Origin of the sequence: Streptococcus criceti HS-6, assembly GCF_000187975.2 — a bacterium.
GTDB lineage: Bacteria > Bacillota > Bacilli > Lactobacillales > Streptococcaceae > Streptococcus > Streptococcus criceti.
This window is the reverse complement of the sequence record NZ_AEUV02000002.1, coordinates 13994-29127: the sequence shown is the minus strand read 5'-3', so window position 1 is coordinate 29127 and position 15134 is coordinate 13994. Positions and strand designations below refer to the sequence as shown.

General features: G+C 43.1%; 16 protein-coding genes. 14 read left to right on the top strand and 2 right to left on the bottom strand.

Annotation, left to right across the window (positions count from 1 at the left end; all coding sequences use genetic code 11):
* The first annotated feature begins 369 nt into the window (after positions 1–369).
* From STRCR_RS00165 to rpsR, 9 genes are all read left to right on the top strand, one after another.
* Entirely contained in the window at positions 370–2673 is a 2304-nt protein-coding gene (locus STRCR_RS00165; protein WP_004229350.1) for a peptide cleavage/export ABC transporter, read from the top strand.
* 14 nt (positions 2674–2687) lie between these two features.
* On the top strand, positions 2688–3611 hold the full coding sequence (locus STRCR_RS00160) for an HlyD family efflux transporter periplasmic adaptor subunit (RefSeq protein ID WP_004227657.1): 924 nt from the start codon (positions 2688–2690) through the stop codon (positions 3609–3611).
* A gap of 232 nt (positions 3612–3843) precedes the next feature.
* Positions 3844–4134, top strand: coding sequence for a hypothetical protein (locus tag STRCR_RS00155; RefSeq protein WP_004226576.1), 291 nt, complete (start codon positions 3844–3846; stop codon positions 4132–4134).
* A 309-nt stretch (positions 4135–4443) separates the two neighbouring features.
* Complete coding sequence (locus tag STRCR_RS11425; RefSeq protein WP_003048831.1) at positions 4444–4617, top strand: ComC/BlpC family leader-containing pheromone/bacteriocin; 174 nt, start codon at positions 4444–4446, stop codon at positions 4615–4617.
* A 338-nt stretch (positions 4618–4955) separates the two neighbouring features.
* Positions 4956–5213 carry a hypothetical protein gene (locus STRCR_RS00150; RefSeq protein WP_004229243.1) on the top strand — a complete coding sequence of 86 codons (258 nt, stop codon included), beginning with the start codon at positions 4956–4958 and terminating at the stop codon, positions 5211–5213.
* 70 nt (positions 5214–5283) lie between these two features.
* Positions 5284–5475, top strand: coding sequence for a hypothetical protein (locus tag STRCR_RS00145; protein ID WP_157769172.1), 192 nt, complete (start codon positions 5284–5286; stop codon positions 5473–5475).
* Positions 5476–5825: 350 nt separating this feature from the next.
* Positions 5826–6116 (top strand): 30S ribosomal protein S6, encoded by a 291-nt coding sequence (gene rpsF, locus STRCR_RS00140; RefSeq protein WP_004226986.1) that lies wholly within the window; start codon positions 5826–5828, stop codon positions 6114–6116.
* A gap of 11 nt (positions 6117–6127) precedes the next feature.
* Positions 6128–6610, top strand: coding sequence for a single-stranded DNA-binding protein (locus tag STRCR_RS00135; RefSeq protein WP_004228087.1), 483 nt, complete (start codon positions 6128–6130; stop codon positions 6608–6610).
* A 60-nt stretch (positions 6611–6670) separates the two neighbouring features.
* Complete coding sequence (gene rpsR, locus STRCR_RS00130) at positions 6671–6910, top strand: 30S ribosomal protein S18 (RefSeq protein ID WP_000068664.1); 240 nt, start codon at positions 6671–6673, stop codon at positions 6908–6910.
* 42 nt (positions 6911–6952) lie between these two features.
* Here rpsR and STRCR_RS00125 read toward each other — a convergent pair whose 3' ends face one another.
* Both STRCR_RS00125 and STRCR_RS00120 read right to left on the bottom strand, forming a co-directional pair.
* The gene (locus STRCR_RS00125) at positions 6953–7633 is read right to left on the bottom strand and encodes a DUF1129 domain-containing protein (RefSeq protein WP_004226573.1); all 681 of its coding nucleotides are present in this window, start codon (positions 7631–7633) and stop codon (positions 6953–6955) included.
* Positions 7634–7677: 44 nt separating this feature from the next.
* The gene (locus tag STRCR_RS00120; RefSeq protein WP_004227899.1) at positions 7678–8622 is read right to left on the bottom strand and encodes a magnesium transporter CorA family protein; all 945 of its coding nucleotides are present in this window, start codon (positions 8620–8622) and stop codon (positions 7678–7680) included.
* A gap of 213 nt (positions 8623–8835) precedes the next feature.
* Between STRCR_RS00120 and gmk the strand changes: the two genes are divergently transcribed.
* The 5 genes from gmk (at position 8836) to rsmB (ending at position 15120) form a co-directional block, all read left to right on the top strand.
* Positions 8836–9450 carry a guanylate kinase gene (gmk, locus tag STRCR_RS00115; RefSeq protein WP_004229023.1) on the top strand — a complete coding sequence of 205 codons (615 nt, stop codon included), beginning with the start codon at positions 8836–8838 and terminating at the stop codon, positions 9448–9450.
* Positions 9451–9472: 22 nt separating this feature from the next.
* Positions 9473–9790, top strand: coding sequence for a DNA-directed RNA polymerase subunit omega (gene rpoZ / locus STRCR_RS00110; RefSeq protein ID WP_004229934.1), 318 nt, complete (start codon positions 9473–9475; stop codon positions 9788–9790).
* A 659-nt stretch (positions 9791–10449) separates the two neighbouring features.
* Positions 10450–12834 carry a primosomal protein N' gene (locus STRCR_RS00105; RefSeq protein ID WP_004228920.1) on the top strand — a complete coding sequence of 795 codons (2385 nt, stop codon included), beginning with the start codon at positions 10450–10452 and terminating at the stop codon, positions 12832–12834.
* A 35-nt stretch (positions 12835–12869) separates the two neighbouring features.
* On the top strand, positions 12870–13811 hold the full coding sequence (gene fmt, locus STRCR_RS00100) for a methionyl-tRNA formyltransferase (RefSeq protein WP_004229628.1): 942 nt from the start codon (positions 12870–12872) through the stop codon (positions 13809–13811).
* Positions 13795–15120: a 16S rRNA (cytosine(967)-C(5))-methyltransferase RsmB gene (gene rsmB / locus STRCR_RS00095; protein ID WP_040804714.1), complete on the top strand. Its 1326-nt coding sequence runs from the start codon at positions 13795–13797 to the stop codon at positions 15118–15120. Before fmt ends, rsmB begins: the two co-directional genes overlap by 17 nt.
* The last annotated feature ends 14 nt before the right edge of the window (positions 15121–15134 follow it).

Genomic DNA, 15134 nt, shown 5'->3' with positions numbered 1-15134 from the left:
CCTAAGAAGTAAAGTAGTGTCTAAATAACGGTTTGTAATCTAACACAGTTACCTACTTACCTACTTCTATGTTCCCCGCCTCCATCATGGTGTCGGGGTCTTTTATTAACCCCCTAACGTAAGAAAAATTAACCTCGCCTACGACTCTGTGAATTAGATAAATGCCCTAGAAGCTTTGATGCTTCGCTGTCTATTTTCTAAAATTCTTTGAGTCTCTAAACAGCTTAGCGACATGAAGAAACTTCGGTCGAAAATACAGAAGTTTCGCAATAGTAAAGTGCATAGCTAACTATCATAGTAGTTGGCGTAGTAGAGCAAGGTAGAAATACCTTAGCAATACTCTGCACTTGTATCTTTGGAAGGAATCTTATGAAACAAGAACAAGTCACTTATATTATTTTAATTGTAGCGCTTGTCATAGCAATTAATATTATTTTAGAGGCTGTTAGACGCTACTTTAGATCCAGAGGAGCAGCTCCAGTTTCTCAATCCGCAGCTAAAGCTTCTGGCTCCTCCAGCCTATTTTTCCGCAGACGCTACAAGATTGTTCCTCAGGTAGACACCAGAGACTGTGGGCCGGCGGCCTTGGCTTCTGTGGCTAAGCATTATGGCTCTGACTATTCTCTGGCCCATCTGCGGGAACTCTCTCAGACCGATAAGCAAGGAACGACTGCGTTGGGGCTGGTGGAAGCCGCTAAGGCTATCGGTTTTGAAACCCGCTCCATTAAGGCTGACATGAGCCTGTTTGACTATACGGATTTAACCTATCCTTTTATCGTTCATGTGCTCAAGAATAAGCGTCTCCAGCATTATTATGTAGTTTATGCCAATGAAAAGGACAGCCTGATTATCGGAGACCCCGATCCCAATGTCAAGGTCACTCGCCTGTCTAAAAAGGACTTTCAGGAGGAGTGGACAGGGCTGGCGATCTTTTTGGCGCCGACTCCAAGCTATCAGCCTAAGAAGGATGAGAAAAACGGTCTGATGAGCTTCGTCCCAATTATTCTGCGGCAAAAGGCACTGCTGACCTATATCATCCTAGCCAGTCTGATTGTCACCCTGATTGATATTGTTGGCTCTTACTACTTACAAGGGATGCTGGATGAATACATTCCAGACCAACTGATTTCGACTCTGGGGATTATCACTATTGGGTTGATCATCACCTATATCATCCAACAGCTGATGAGCTTTGCCAAGGAATACTTGCTCAATGTTCTCAGTTTGCGTCTGGTCATTGATGTTATTCTTTCTTATATCAAGCATATCTTTACCCTCCCTATGTCCTTCTTTGCGACGAGGCGGACCGGTGAGATTACCTCCCGTTTTTCTGATGCCAATCAGATTATTAATGCCGTAGCGTCCACCATCTTCTCAATTTTCTTAGATGTGACTATGCTATTGGTAGTCGGTGGGGTTCTTTTGGTGCAAAATAACCACCTCTTCCTTTTGACCTTGCTGTCCATCCCGATTTATGCCATTATCATCACGGCCTTCCTCAAACCTTTTGAAAAGATGAATCATGAGGTCATGGAAGCCAATGCTGTAGTATCATCTTCTATCATTGAAGATATTAACGGGATGGAAACCATCAAATCTTTGACCAGCGAAACCAATCGTTATCAAAATATCGATGGGGAATTTGTCGATTACTTGGAGAAAAATTTCAGGCTCCAGAAGATGAATGCCATTCAAACCTCGCTTAAGAGCGGTGCCAAGCTCATTCTCAATGTGGTTATCCTCTGGTACGGGGCTCAGTTAGTTATGGATGGTAAGATTTCTGTCGGGCAACTGATTACCTTTAACGCCCTCTTATCTTATTTCCAAAATCCGATTGAAAATATTATCAGCCTGCAAACCAAGCTCCAATCAGCCCGCGTGGCTAATACCCGTCTCAATGAGGTTTATCTGGTGGAGTCCGAGTTTGAAAATGATGGTGAGCTCTCTGAAGACAGCTTCTTAGATGGGGATATTTCCTTTGAAAAGCTGTCCTATAAGTATGGCTATGGCCGTGATACGCTGTCAGATATCAACCTGACCATAGCGAAAGGCTCTAAAATCAGCTTGGTTGGACCATCCGGTTCCGGTAAGACAACCTTAGCGAAGATGATGGTCAACTTCTATGAGCCCAATCGCGGGATCGCTCGGATCAATGGTTACGACCTCAAGGTTATTGATAAGACAGCCCTGCGGCAGCACATCAGCTACCTTCCTCAACAGGCTTATGTTTTTAGTGGGACCATCATGGACAACCTGACCTTGGGAGCCAAGGAAGGTACAACTCAGGAAGATATTATCCGAGCTTGTGAACTCGCTGAGATCCGCTCAGATATTGAACAAATGCCTCTGGGGTATCAGACCGAACTGTCTGATGGTGCAGGTGTCTCGGGCGGTCAGAAACAGCGGATTGCCCTAGCTCGTGCTCTTTTGACTCAGGCTCCGGTTTTGATATTGGATGAAGCTACCAGTAGTTTGGATGTTCTGACGGAAAAGAAAATTGTCGATAACCTCATGGCCATGACCGATAAGACGATTATTTTTGTGGCGCACCGCCTGAGTATTGCGCAGCGGACAGAGCGTATTATTGTGATGGATCAAGGAAAGATTGTAGAGACCGGTAGCCATAAGGAACTGTTGGCGAATAAAGGCTTCTATTACACACTGTTTAACTAAGGGAGGACGCTATCATGAATCCAAAATTACTCGAAAGTGCGGAATTTTACCGCCGCCGCTACCATAATTTTGCGACAGTGCTGATTGTGCCCTTGGTTATCTTGATTGTTTTCATCGTTGTCTTCCTTTGTTTTGCTAAAAAGGAAGTCACGGTCATCTCTCAAGGTGAGGTGGCCCCGACTGAGGTTTTAGCCATTATCCAGTCTGGCAGTGATGCTTCCATTGCTCAAAACAAATTGGATGATAACACCAAGGTTAAAAAAGGGGATCTTTTGGTGCGATATAACGAGGAGACAACCCCTGCACAAAAGAATTCGCAAAAAGAAGCCATAAAGGAACGCAATAAGCGTCTGGACAAAATAGAAGAGAAGAAAGAAAAGAAGACCAAGAAAAAAAACAAAAAGCTCTCTAAAAAGGCCAGAAAAAAAGCTGAAAAGAAGGCCAAAAAGAAAAAGGATGCTAAGAAGAAAAAGCGCGATGAGAAAGATAAAAGAGAAACCGATCATATCTCCCTCTTTGCGCCGGACAATGGCATTATCCATACCAATCCTAAATATGAAGGGGCTCATGTCATTCCTCAATGGTCAGAAATTGCCCAAATTTATCCTGATATCCAAAAGACCAAGACGGTATTGATTACCTACTACGTGTCATCAGACGATGTGGTCTCAATGGAAAAAGGACAAAAGACACGCTTGACAGTTGAGAAAAAAGGCAATGACAAGATGATGATTGAAGGTAAGATTACAAAGGTTGCTTCTTCAGCCACGTCCACTAAAAAGGGAAATCTCTTTAAGGTGACGGCCAAGGCTAAGCTCTCCAAAAAGGACAGCAAGCTCGTCAAATACGGCATGATTGGTAAGACCGTTACGGTAATTGATAAGAAGACCTACTTTGACTACTTTAAAGACAAACTTCTGCATAAAATGGAGAATTAGGTCCAATTCACAATCCGACTCAAACAGAGTTGGATTTTTATTTTGAAATTCTAATAATTCCAAAGATATCTGTTTTTTATCTATTTAATTAAAATTTAAGAAAACGCTTGCAAAGCAAACCGATGCCTGCTAAAATAATTACTAGCAATTGAAGATAAATTTGATTGTTAACAAAATCAGGTCGATTTACTGAATCAGTAAGAGACGAAACAAAAATAAGGGGGCCATTTATATGAATTCATTGGCATTTGAACAATTTGATAACGTGGAAACAGAAGCCTTGACAACTTTTGCAGGTGGCGAGTACAAAGACTATGGCCGTTGCGTGGCAGCTACGGAAGGTGGCGTAATTGGCGGTGGCTTGGCTGCAGGCCTCGGGACAGCTGGTTTAGTGGCTGCTGCAGGCGGACCAGTAGGTTGGGGTGCTGGAGCGCTTATTGCAGGAGTTACCTTGTTGGGAGCTGCTGGTGGCGGTTCGTTGGCATTTGGTAGTGCAGATGCTTGCTCTTCCGTCCCAGGATAGCTATACAAGAGGTTTGTTAATCAAACTCAATACTTTGTGATTCTATAAAATTTACTCTGAGCATCATTAATCCAACTCCAACTGAGTTGGATTTTTATTTATATTCAAATGAAAACAAACAGAAAATTTAGCAGCTCTTATCAGAGACCTTTTAATTTGATTAAACCGCTCGGAATCGCTTGATTCTAGGTCTTTTATCCCTTACAATGATTACCATCAATTGAAAATAATTTTGATTGATAAATAACCAAACAGGTCAGTTTACATGAAGTAGTAGACGACCGTGCAAAAAACAAGAAGGAGATTCACATGAATACAAACATTTTAGAAAATTTTGAAGAAATGAACCCAGAAGACTTGAACACTATCACAGGAGGCGGCTTCTTTGATAGTGTCACGGATTTCGTTGATACAGTTGATACAGTTATTACCGCTGTTGAAAATGCATATTCATTTGTAAAAGATGTAATCATCGTCTCGTAATAGACCAGTGTGCATTCGGCTAAGAAAACTTGAAGGTTGGTTCTGACATCCTTCTTTCAGTAATTGATCAAAATAAGACTAAAAAATAGTTAAGTTCGATTCTAGTTTTCTAGGATCGAATTTTTCTATTTATTTTCAAATGAAAATAAATAGAAAGTTTAGTCGTAGTTATCAGAGATATTTTGATTTGATTAAACCGCTAAAAATCACTTGCTTATAGGTGTTCCATCCCTTATACTAAATAATATCAATTGAAAATAGTTTCAATTGATGATAAAAATCAGGTCAGATTTACAGGGAGTAAATGAAAGGCCAAGTTAAATAAAGGAGGTATTCGCATGAATACAATCGCATTTGAAGAATTTGAAATGATGAACACAGAAAGCTTGACCACTTTTAATGGTGGATACAAAGATGATTTTCGCTGTCTTGAGGCTACTGAAGGCGGAGGAATTGCTGCAGGTAGTGCAGCAGCTGTTGGTTTAGGTCTAGCAAGTGGTCCAATTGGTTGGGGAGGGCTTGCCCTTGTCGGTCTCGCTACTCTTGGGGGGTCATTGCTAGCAAATGGTAGTGCGGATGCTTGTACAATTGAATAGTACGATAATGACGTATAATTCTATCTGAATATCTTAAGCAAATCCTAACTATTATAGCAAAAAGGAGATTATGATGAATACAATCGCATTTGAAGAATTTGAAACAATAAAGGCAGACAGCTTGACCGCTGTTTCAGGAGGGTTTTTACCATTCCCACCAATTCCTCCATATCCAGGTCCAGATCTAGATCCATATTCTGGTATTGGTGCACTTGCTGGGCTAGCGGTAGGAGCTGGTGCTGGGGCTCTTTCAGACTATTAAGTGTCAATAACTAAGAAGAGGTCAGTCTAGCGTGGATTTCTCCCACTAGTCTGACTGAGTTTAAGGCTATATCATTAAAAATTAGTGTTAAGCAACTTTCTATTGAGATACTCAAAGCCTATCTATTCTTTACTAGGGATAGACAGGCTTTTTAGTATTATTCTAAGTTGACTTTTTGAGGTGGGGAGCTGAATCGGACAGCGTGCCCTTTAGAGAAAATCAACAGTGAAAGCTTGACCGTTTTTCCTTGCATTGATGGCTATATTCCTGTATAATATTACCTTGTGAGTATCCCTCACTTACCCCTTGCAGAGACTGGGGGTCATTAGACCAAAAGGAGGAAAACATCAATGGCTAAATACGAAATTCTTTATATTATTCGTCCAAACATTGAAGAAGAAGCTAAAAACGCTTTGGTAGAACGCTTTGACGCTATCTTGACAGACAACGGTGCAACTGTTGTTGAATCAAAAGATTGGGAAAAACGTCGTCTGGCTTACGAAATTCAAGATTTCCGTGAAGGACTTTACCACATCGTTAATGTTGAAACTGACAACGCGCATGCTCTTAATGAATTTGACCGTTTGTCAAAGATCAACAACGATATTCTTCGTCACATGATTGTTAAGCTTGACGCTTAAGAAGGTAGATTATGATTAATAATGTCGTACTCGTGGGACGCATGACTCGTGATGCAGAGCTTCGTTACACCCCGTCCAATCAGGCTGTTGCAACCTTCAGCTTGGCTGTTAACCGCAATTTCAAAAACCAAAACGGTGAACGTGAGGCCGATTTCATCAACTGTGTGATTTGGCGTCAGCAAGCCGAAAATTTGGCTAACTGGGCTAAGAAGGGGGCTTTGATTGGGATTACAGGCCGTATCCAGACCCGTAATTATGAGAACCAACAAGGTCAACGGGTTTATGTAACTGAAGTTGTCGCTGATAATTTCCAGCTGCTGGAAAGCCGTGCAACGCGTGAAGCTAATGGTACAGGTTCTTATAATGCTGGTGGTAATACTTCGTCAAACTTTGGCAGTACCCAGCAGCAAACAACACCGAACTTTGGCCGTGACGAAAGTCCCTTTGGTAATTCAAATCCAATGGATATTTCCGACGACGATCTTCCATTCTAAGTGACAAAAGACAAGGGCTTGTCGCAGACAAGTCAAAAAATAATATAAAGGAGAATAAATATGGCTCAACAACGTCGTGGCGGATTCAAACGCCGTAAAAAAGTTGATTATATCGCAGCTAACAAGATTGAATACGTTGATTACAAAGATACAGAATTGCTTAGCCGTTTCGTTTCAGAACGTGGAAAAATTCTTCCTCGTCGTGTAACAGGAACGTCAGCTAAAAACCAACGTAAGGTAACAACAGCAATCAAACGTGCTCGCGTGATGGCACTTATGCCATTTGTAAATGAAGATTAAAAAGCTCAGCCGAATTTGGCTGAGCTTTATTTGTTATAACATTTATTTCTTATTAGAAGTTTCAGGAGCTTGGGTTGCCAAAGCGCTTTGAATATTGTATTGCTTCTTGAGATAGTAGCGAAGTCCAAAGCTAGCCCCACCGATAGCCAGTGTCACCAGCCCCGGCAGAATGGGATTCAATTGTTTTGGAATAAGCGCTGTCAGTCCGACAATGCCAATCCAGAGCAGGGTAAACACTGCCATATAGGCTAGAGATTTCCAAAGGTTTGGACGTTCTCCCTTGGGTTTACCAGCATGTTGATAAACAAAATAATAGAGGGCATAGAGGACAGCCCCACCCGTAAAGGCGATGATAACCGTGGTCAAGATACCATAGCTAGCCCTATAGTTTTTATTGGTGAGTCCGACAATACCGTAGAGCAGGCCAAAGAAACCAAGTAAGAGTAGACTGCTATCCAGCCACATGAGCCAAGGATTTTTATTAGTATCACTAGTTACACTTCCACTTTCGATAGCGGTATCACTAAATGACTTGGCCCAAGCTGACGGAGCGCCGAGCAAGTGGCGGGCGGTATTTCCTTTTTTCTGATTTTCTAGGATGATTGGTAGGACTTCATCAAAAATGTCTTTGATTTCTTGTTCTGTTTTGCCATCTGCTTCTAACTGATGGCGAGCAATGGTGATAAATTCTTGATTTTTCTTAGTCAGTTCTTGTAAATCCATGGTCGTACAGGACTCTCTTTCTTAAGTAGTAGTAATAATTTTGCTTAAAACCAGCGTTTGCGGATGAAGTAAATCACGACTATGGCACTCAAGGCGGCGGCAATAGCCACAATAAACCAAAAAGCGTGTTCCAGACCATTGAGAGGCAGCCAATTATTTTTGAAATTCATCCCATAGGCTGAAAAGATAACAGTGGGAATATCCAGAGCCATGGTCATCAAGGCCAGAGTCTTCATAATCGAGTTTTGGTTGTTAGAAATAATTGAGGCAGACGTTTCGGTCATGACATTGAGGACATTTTCATAGATGCTAGCCATCTCGATGGCCTGTTGGGTTTCAATTAGGGTATCTTCCAGCAGGTCTTCATCGGCGACGTATTTCCTAAGACTGGATGCATTGCCGCTCAGCTTTTTAACAATTCGTTCGTTGATTTTCAAGGACGCTTTTAGATAAATGATGGATTTTTCCAACTCCATCATGTCAATCAGTTGTTCATTGCGTGTGGCGTCTTCCAATTGTGCTTCAATACGATCACTCTGCCGGTCAATGGAACGCAGAGCGGTCAGAAAGAGTTCGGCATTGCGATAGAGTAGCTGGAATACGAAGCGCGTCTTCATAAAGGTATAAAAACCACGCACGCGGCGGTTGAGAAAATTATCAAAAAGAATCAGTGGCTCCAAGCAGGTTGTAATCACAGCATCTTCTGTAACCACGATACCAAGCGGAATGGTAACATAATAGCTTTTACCGTTACGATCTTCCTGAGTTGGAACATCAACAATAATCAGGGTGTAGTTGTCCTCGACACTAATCCGAGAACTTTCTTCTGCATCCAGCGGTGCTCGCAGGTCGGTAATATCAATATTGAATGCTTCGGCGAGGCGAACAGATTCTTCCTGGGAAGGGTTTACAAGATTAATCCAAGCACCGGGCTCGAATGTTTCGATTTCACTGAGTTGATTGTTTGCAGAAAGAAACATTTGTTTCATGAGAACCCCTCCTCGTGTTACTGATTTTGCCTTTAAGGCACACCATATCATTATACTACAAAAGCGCCTGTTTGTGGGAGAGTTTTGCAGAAAAAATTATGCCTGAAAATGCCCTGTCCTAGCGCCCTTTTACGGTGTGGCTTTCACTTGAGTGCTTGATAAAACCTGCTATTTTTGTTAAACTAAAGCATAAGAAATTTTAAGGAGTCTGCTATGTCCGAACGTGGATTGTTGATTGTTTTCTCCGGGCCATCAGGGGTTGGCAAGGGAACGGTTCGTCAGGAAATTTTTTCCACACCAGACCATAAATTTGAATATTCGGTCTCAATGACAACCCGTAGTCAGCGTCCCGGTGAAAAGGATGGCGTAGATTATTTTTTCCGCACTCGAGAGCAATTTGAAGATCTTATCCGTCAAGGTCAAATGCTTGAGTATGCGGAATATGTTAATAACTACTATGGAACTCCTTTGACTTATGTCAATGAAACGCTGGACAAGGGGATTGATGTCTTCTTAGAAATTGAAGTCCAAGGAGCTTTACAGGTTAAGAAAAAAGTTCCAGATGGTGTTTTCATTTTTTTGACCCCGCCGGATTTGGATGAGTTGAAAGACCGCCTAGTTGGCCGTGGAACAGACAGCAATGAGGTTATTGCCCAGCGGATTGAGCGGGCTAAGGAAGAGATCGCTCTTATGCGTGAGTATGATTACGCCGTTGTCAATGATGAAGTGCCTCTGGCTGCCGAACGTGTCAAGCGGATTATCGAAGCAGAGCACTACCGAGTTGATCGCGTTATTGGCCACTACAACAAGATGATTAAAGATATTTAAGTTAGAAAAGAGATACTGCCTTATGATGTTAAAACCTTCTATTGACACACTATTGGATCATATTCCTTCAAAATATTCCCTCTGCATTTTACAAGCTAAGCGGGCACATGAATTGGAAGAAGGAGCACAGCCAACTCAAGGATTCAAGTCTGTCAAACCGACCCTGCAAGCACTTGAAGAGATTGAGTCTGGTAATGTCACCATCCATCCAGATCCTGAAGCTAAACGTGCGGCAGTTCGTGCGCGTGCCGAAGCAGAACGTCTAGCCAAAGAGGAAGAGGAACGTAAGATTAAAGAGCAAATCGCCAAAGAAAAAGAAGAAGAAGGTGAAAAAATCTAAGTGAAATTGGGTTAGTGATTTAGAAAAAAATAGGGTTGAGCAAAAATGAATGCTCAGCCCATATTTATTGAAACACCTACTTGAAATCAGGAAGCTAGGATAGCCTTTACTAAATTAGGATTTCTTTGCTGCCAAGGCTGAGCAAAAACTCATCCAGTATTCCCATTTTTGAATAAACTCTTGGCGTAATGGCTGGCTGCCATCACTTGCATAGTAGTGAAATAGTCCAGTGGACTGTTTAAGGTGGGTCCAAAATGGGACTGCGCCCCAAGATAAGGACCGTCAATCAGCAGTGGTTCATAGGTGCTTTAGCACCTATGAACTGTAACTAGGGGTAGGCCTAGCCAATAAGTTCTACTCCCAACCACGCGTCAATCTGGTAAATCTAGAACAGTGTTAACGAGTCTGGACTTTTGCCCCAGACTCCACTGTCCACTGCTGGCTGGTTTTCCTTTTGCCGCAAGGCCAAAGCGGAAAACCCTAAACGAATATGATGACCATTGTTAATCTTATTTCCAGCCTCAAAAGGTCCGGAGGATCTTTTGAGCTGTGCGGGGTGGGATATGAACCAAAATTTTCAATTTTTGGAGTGATCCCACTCACTAGAAGTGTATCAAGGCTTGATTTAAATGGGTTTCGATTAGAAAGGGAGAGGAAAAATGGGGAAAATTGCCAAAATTATTGTAGATGTCCCACTGATGCAGACGGACAAGCCCTTTTCCTATCGAGTTCCAGATGATTTGTCAGACAGTATCAGTCTAGGCAGCCGGGTTCATGTTCCCTTTGGTAAGGGAAATCGATTGTTACAAGGTTTTGTCGTAGGATTAGCAGATGGAGAAATGACAGATCTTAAACCTGTCACAGCTGTGCTAGATTTTGAACCAGTTCTAAATCAAGAGCAACTGGACTTGGCTGATCAGATGCGACATACTGTTTTTTCCTATAAGATTTCCATGCTCAAATCTATGATTCCCAGCCTGCTCAATTCTAATTATGATCGCATTTTAGAGGCTCGAGGGGATCTGTCTGATTCGGACAGGGACTGGATTTTTGCTAGGCATGATAAGGTTTCCTATGTAAGCTTGGATAAGGAGCGTCAAGCTAGAGTTGCTAAGTTGGTGCGCATGGGGCAAATCAAGGCTACCTATTCAGCTAAGGATAAAAAGACGCTCAAAACAGTTAAATATTATCAGGCCAAACCAGAAGTTTTAGCGGATTTGGAGATTTCCAAACGGGCTAAAAAGCGTCAGGAATTGAAAGACTACCTCTTGGCCAAGCCTGAGCGAGCGCTTCTATCTGATTTGCAACAGCTCTTTTCTCGTGACCAGATTAAGTATTTTGTTCAAGCGGGAGCTCTAGAAATAAATGAGGTTTCTGTCAATCGAAGTCAGGATTATTTTGACAAGGTGAAAAGAACGGACTTTTTAGAGCTCAATCAAGAGCAGACTCATGCCGTTAAAACCATTGTGTCAGATATTGGTCAGCCCAACAAGCCTTACCTACTCGAAGGAATCACAGGCTCGGGCAAGACAGAAGTGTACCTGCATATTATTGATCATGTGCTTAAACTAGGAAAGACAGCCATTGTCCTTGTGCCAGAAATTTCTTTGACGCCCCAGATGACCAATCGTTTTATTTCCCGTTTTGGTGAGCAGGTTGCCATTATGCATTCGGGTCTGTCTGATGGGGAAAAGTATGATGAGTGGCGGAAAATAAAATCAGGTCAGGCCAAGGTTGTTGTCGGTGCACGATCGGCTATCTTTGCTCCCTTGGAAAAGATCGGGGCTATCATTATTGATGAAGAGCATGAAGCCACCTATAAGCAAGAATCTAATCCGCGCTATCATGCCCGTGATGTCGCTCTCCTTCGGGCCAAATACCATAAAGCAGTTCTCGTTATGGGCTCAGCGACACCGAGTATTGAGAGTAGGGCTAGGGCTAGCCGAGGGGTTTACCATTTTATCCGCCTGACGCAAAGAGCCAATCCTATGGCTAAAATTCCTCAGGTCCAAATTCTTGACTTTAGGGATTTTCTGGGTAAACAGGCAGTCAGCAATTTTACCCCGCCCTTAGTCGATAAAATTAAGGACCGCCTAGAAAAAGGGGAGCAGACTGTCCTTATGCTCAATCGCCGAGGATTTTCCAGTTTTATTATGTGTCGCGAATGTGGCTATGTGGATGACTGTCCTAACTGTGATATTTCCCTGACCCTGCACATGGATACCAAGACGATGAACTGTCACTACTGCGGTTTTCAAAAGGGCATTCCAAGAGTATGTCCTAATTGTGGCAGCCGTAGCATTCGCTACTATGGTACAGGAACTCAGAAGGCCTATGATGAATTGCAGGAAATTTTGCCGCAAGCCAGAGTGCTGCGGATGGATGTTGATACTACAAGAAAAAAAGGGGCTCACGAAAAGATCCTCCAAGACTTCGGCCAAGGGAAGGCCGATATTCTTCTGGGAACTCAAATGATTGCCAAGGGTCTGGATTTTCCTAATGTCACCCTAGTTGGGGTGCTCAATGCCGACACTTCGCTCAACCTACCGGATTTTCGTGCGGCAGAGCGAACTTTCCAACTCTTAACTCAGGTTGCTGGTCGGGCAGGACGGGCTGAAAAAGAAGGGGAGGTCATCATCCAGACTTATAATCCTAAAAATTATGCCATCCAATTGGCTAAGGAACAGGATTACGAGGCTTTTTATGCCTATGAGATGAAGGTTCGCCATCAGCTGGCCTATCCGCCTTATTTTTATACGGTTGGTTTGACCTTTTCTCATAAAAGTGAGGAAGTTTTGGTTCAGAAATCTTTTGAAGTACTTCATTTGTTAAAAGAACAACTCAGTGATCGGGTTAAAATTTTAGGGCCAACTCCTAAGCCCATTGCCAGAACTCACAATCTCTATCACTATCAAATTATGATTAAGTACCGCTTTGAAGATAAGTTAGAGACTGTCCTCAACCAAATTTTAGACTTGACCCAAGATAAAAGCAATAAGGATTTACGTCTGATTATTGACCATGAACCGCAAAGTTTTGTCTAAGCTAGAAAGGAAGGCCCTTAGGCCGAAGAAAATTGATGAAAAAAATTGTATTTATGGGAACGCCCGCCTTTGCGGCAACTGTTCTAGAAGGCTTAATTGCTAGCAAGGCCTACGAAATTTTAGCTGTGGTTACCCAACCAGACCGAGCAGTCGGCCGTAAGAAAGAGATTCGTATGACTCCTGTCAAGGAGGTGGCCTTAGCCAATAATTTAGCAGTCTATCAGCCTGAAAAACTGTCTGGTTCTCAGGAGATGGCAGATTTATTGGCTCTAGGAGCTGATGGTATCATCACTGCAGCCTATGGCCAATTTCTACCCAGCAAGCTTCTTGACCGAATGGAATTTGCCCTCAACGTCCATGCTTCCCTCCTGCCCAAGTATCGCGGAGGCGCACCGATTCACCATGCTCTCATCAATGGCGATGACAAGGCTGGTGTAACCATCATGGAGATGGTTAAGGAGATGGACGCCGGTGATATGGTTGCCCAAGCTAGTCTTCCCATACTGGATAAGGATAATGTCGGCAGCCTCTTTGAAAAATTAGCTGTTCTTGGACGTGACTTGCTCCTGGAAGCCCTACCGGACTACTTGGCAGGCAAGCTTCAGCCTCAGCCTCAAGATCCAGATCAAGTGAGCTTTTCGCCTAATATCACTCCTGAACAGGAACGCTTGGATTGGAGTAAGTCGGCCCGTGCCCTCTTCAACCAAATCCGGGGAATGTATCCGTGGCCAGTTGCGCATACGCTTTTAAATGGTCAGCGTTTTAAAATCCATCAGGCCCAATCATTAGAGTTAGAGGGACAGGGCCAGCCTGGTCAAATTATTGAAAAGACCAAGAAAACACTAGTCGTCGCAACAGGCCAGGGGGCCCTTTCTCTTATCGAAGTGCAGCCAGCAGGCAAACCTAAAATGAACATTACTGACTTTCTCAATGGATCTGGTCAGAAACTTAAAGTAGGTGATTTCTTTGGCGGCTAAAAAAGGAAGGTCTGCCCGCGGTCTAGCCTTACAAATCCTTGAAGAGGTCTTCCGGCAAGGGGCCTATTCCAACCTTGCTCTCAATCATGGACTCTCAGGCTCAAGCCTTAGTCAGCAGGACAAGGCTTTGGTGACCGAATTAGTTTATGGGACAGTGGCTAGAAAGATTACTCTAGAATGGCAGTTAGCACATGTCATCGAGGATCGTGATAAATTAGAGCCTTGGGTGTACACCTTACTGCTGCTCAGCCTTTATCAACTACTTTATCTGGATAAAATTCCCAGCCATGCCATAGTTAATGAAGCGGTTGAATTGGCTAAGAGCCGTAGTCAGAAGGGGGCAGACAAATTAGTCAATGCTGTCCTGCGTAAATTAACCAAGGGCCCTCTGCCTGATCCAGCTTGTATTAAACGAAAGAATAAGCGTTACTCGGTTCAATATTCCCTGCCTGTCTGGCTAGTCAAGAAGACTATTGAGCAGTACGGTGAAGAACGCGCTATCAAAATTTTTGCGAGTCTCTTTGTCCGCAACAAGGCTAGTGTTCGGGTGACTAATCCGGCTAAAATGGCAGAGATTCAGGCAGTGACTGGGGCGGAACGATCCTGCCTCTCACCGGTTGGTTTGGTTAAAAAATCTGGCTATTTTGCTGGGACGAATTACTTTAAAAATGGTGAGCTAACCCTCCAAGATGAATCTAGTCAGCTAGTAGCGCCGACCTTAAAGCTTGAAGGGGATGAGCAGGTTCTGGATGCCTGCGCGGCTCCTGGTGGAAAAACGACCCATCTAGCTTCCTATCTGACAACAGGGCGTGTAACAGCCTTAGATCTTTACGATCATAAGTTGGACTTGATAAAAGATAATGCTCGCCGCCTGCATGTGGCTGACAAGATTCAAACGCGTAAGTTGGATGCAGGTCAGGTCTATCAAGAGTTTGGCCCCGACAGTTTTGATAAAATATTGGTCGATGCACCTTGTTCAGGTATCGGCCTCATTCGACGTAAGCCTGATATCAAGTACAGCAAGGATAGTCAGGATTTTGAGGCTTTATCAGACATCCAGTTGGCTATTTTGAACAGTGTTTGTCAAACCTTGCGCAAAAATGGTATAATATCCTACAGTACTTGTACCATTTTTCGGGAGGAAAATCAGGACGTGATTAGTAGATTTCTTGAGACCCACCCGAATTTTGAGCAGGTAAAACTGGAACATAGGCAAAAAGATATTCTGACAGATGGATTTATTAGTATCACACCAGAACTCTATCAGACAGATGGTTTCTTTATTGCTCAGATTAAGCGGATTTATTAGCTTGAAAGGACAGT

Excerpts from the sequence above, each read along its gene's own strand:
- STRCR_RS00165 (WP_004229350.1), top strand. The coding sequence starts at position 370 with ATGAAACAAGAACAAGTCACTTATATTATTTTAATTGTAGCGCTTGTC.
- STRCR_RS00155 (WP_004226576.1), top strand. The coding sequence starts at position 3,844 with ATGAATTCATTGGCATTTGAACAATTTGATAACGTGGAAACAGAAGCC.
- STRCR_RS00150 (WP_004229243.1), top strand. The coding sequence starts at position 4,956 with ATGAATACAATCGCATTTGAAGAATTTGAAATGATGAACACAGAAAGC.
- fmt (WP_004229628.1), top strand. The coding sequence starts at position 12,870 with ATGAAAAAAATTGTATTTATGGGAACGCCCGCCTTTGCGGCAACTGTT.
- STRCR_RS00105 (WP_004228920.1), top strand. The coding sequence starts at position 10,450 with ATGGGGAAAATTGCCAAAATTATTGTAGATGTCCCACTGATGCAGACG.
- rpoZ (WP_004229934.1), top strand. The coding sequence starts at position 9,473 with ATGATGTTAAAACCTTCTATTGACACACTATTGGATCATATTCCTTCA.
- STRCR_RS00135 (WP_004228087.1), top strand. The coding sequence starts at position 6,128 with ATGATTAATAATGTCGTACTCGTGGGACGCATGACTCGTGATGCAGAG.
- rpsR (WP_000068664.1), top strand. The coding sequence starts at position 6,671 with ATGGCTCAACAACGTCGTGGCGGATTCAAACGCCGTAAAAAAGTTGAT.
- STRCR_RS00120 (WP_004227899.1), bottom strand. The coding sequence starts at position 8,622 with ATGAAACAAATGTTTCTTTCTGCAAACAATCAACTCAGTGAAATCGAA.
- rpsF (WP_004226986.1), top strand. The coding sequence starts at position 5,826 with ATGGCTAAATACGAAATTCTTTATATTATTCGTCCAAACATTGAAGAA.
- STRCR_RS00125 (WP_004226573.1), bottom strand. The coding sequence starts at position 7,633 with ATGGATTTACAAGAACTGACTAAGAAAAATCAAGAATTTATCACCATT.
- gmk (WP_004229023.1), top strand. The coding sequence starts at position 8,836 with ATGTCCGAACGTGGATTGTTGATTGTTTTCTCCGGGCCATCAGGGGTT.
- STRCR_RS00160 (WP_004227657.1), top strand. The coding sequence starts at position 2,688 with ATGAATCCAAAATTACTCGAAAGTGCGGAATTTTACCGCCGCCGCTAC.
- STRCR_RS00145 (WP_157769172.1), top strand. The coding sequence starts at position 5,284 with ATGATGAATACAATCGCATTTGAAGAATTTGAAACAATAAAGGCAGAC.
- STRCR_RS11425 (WP_003048831.1), top strand. The coding sequence starts at position 4,444 with ATGAATACAAACATTTTAGAAAATTTTGAAGAAATGAACCCAGAAGAC.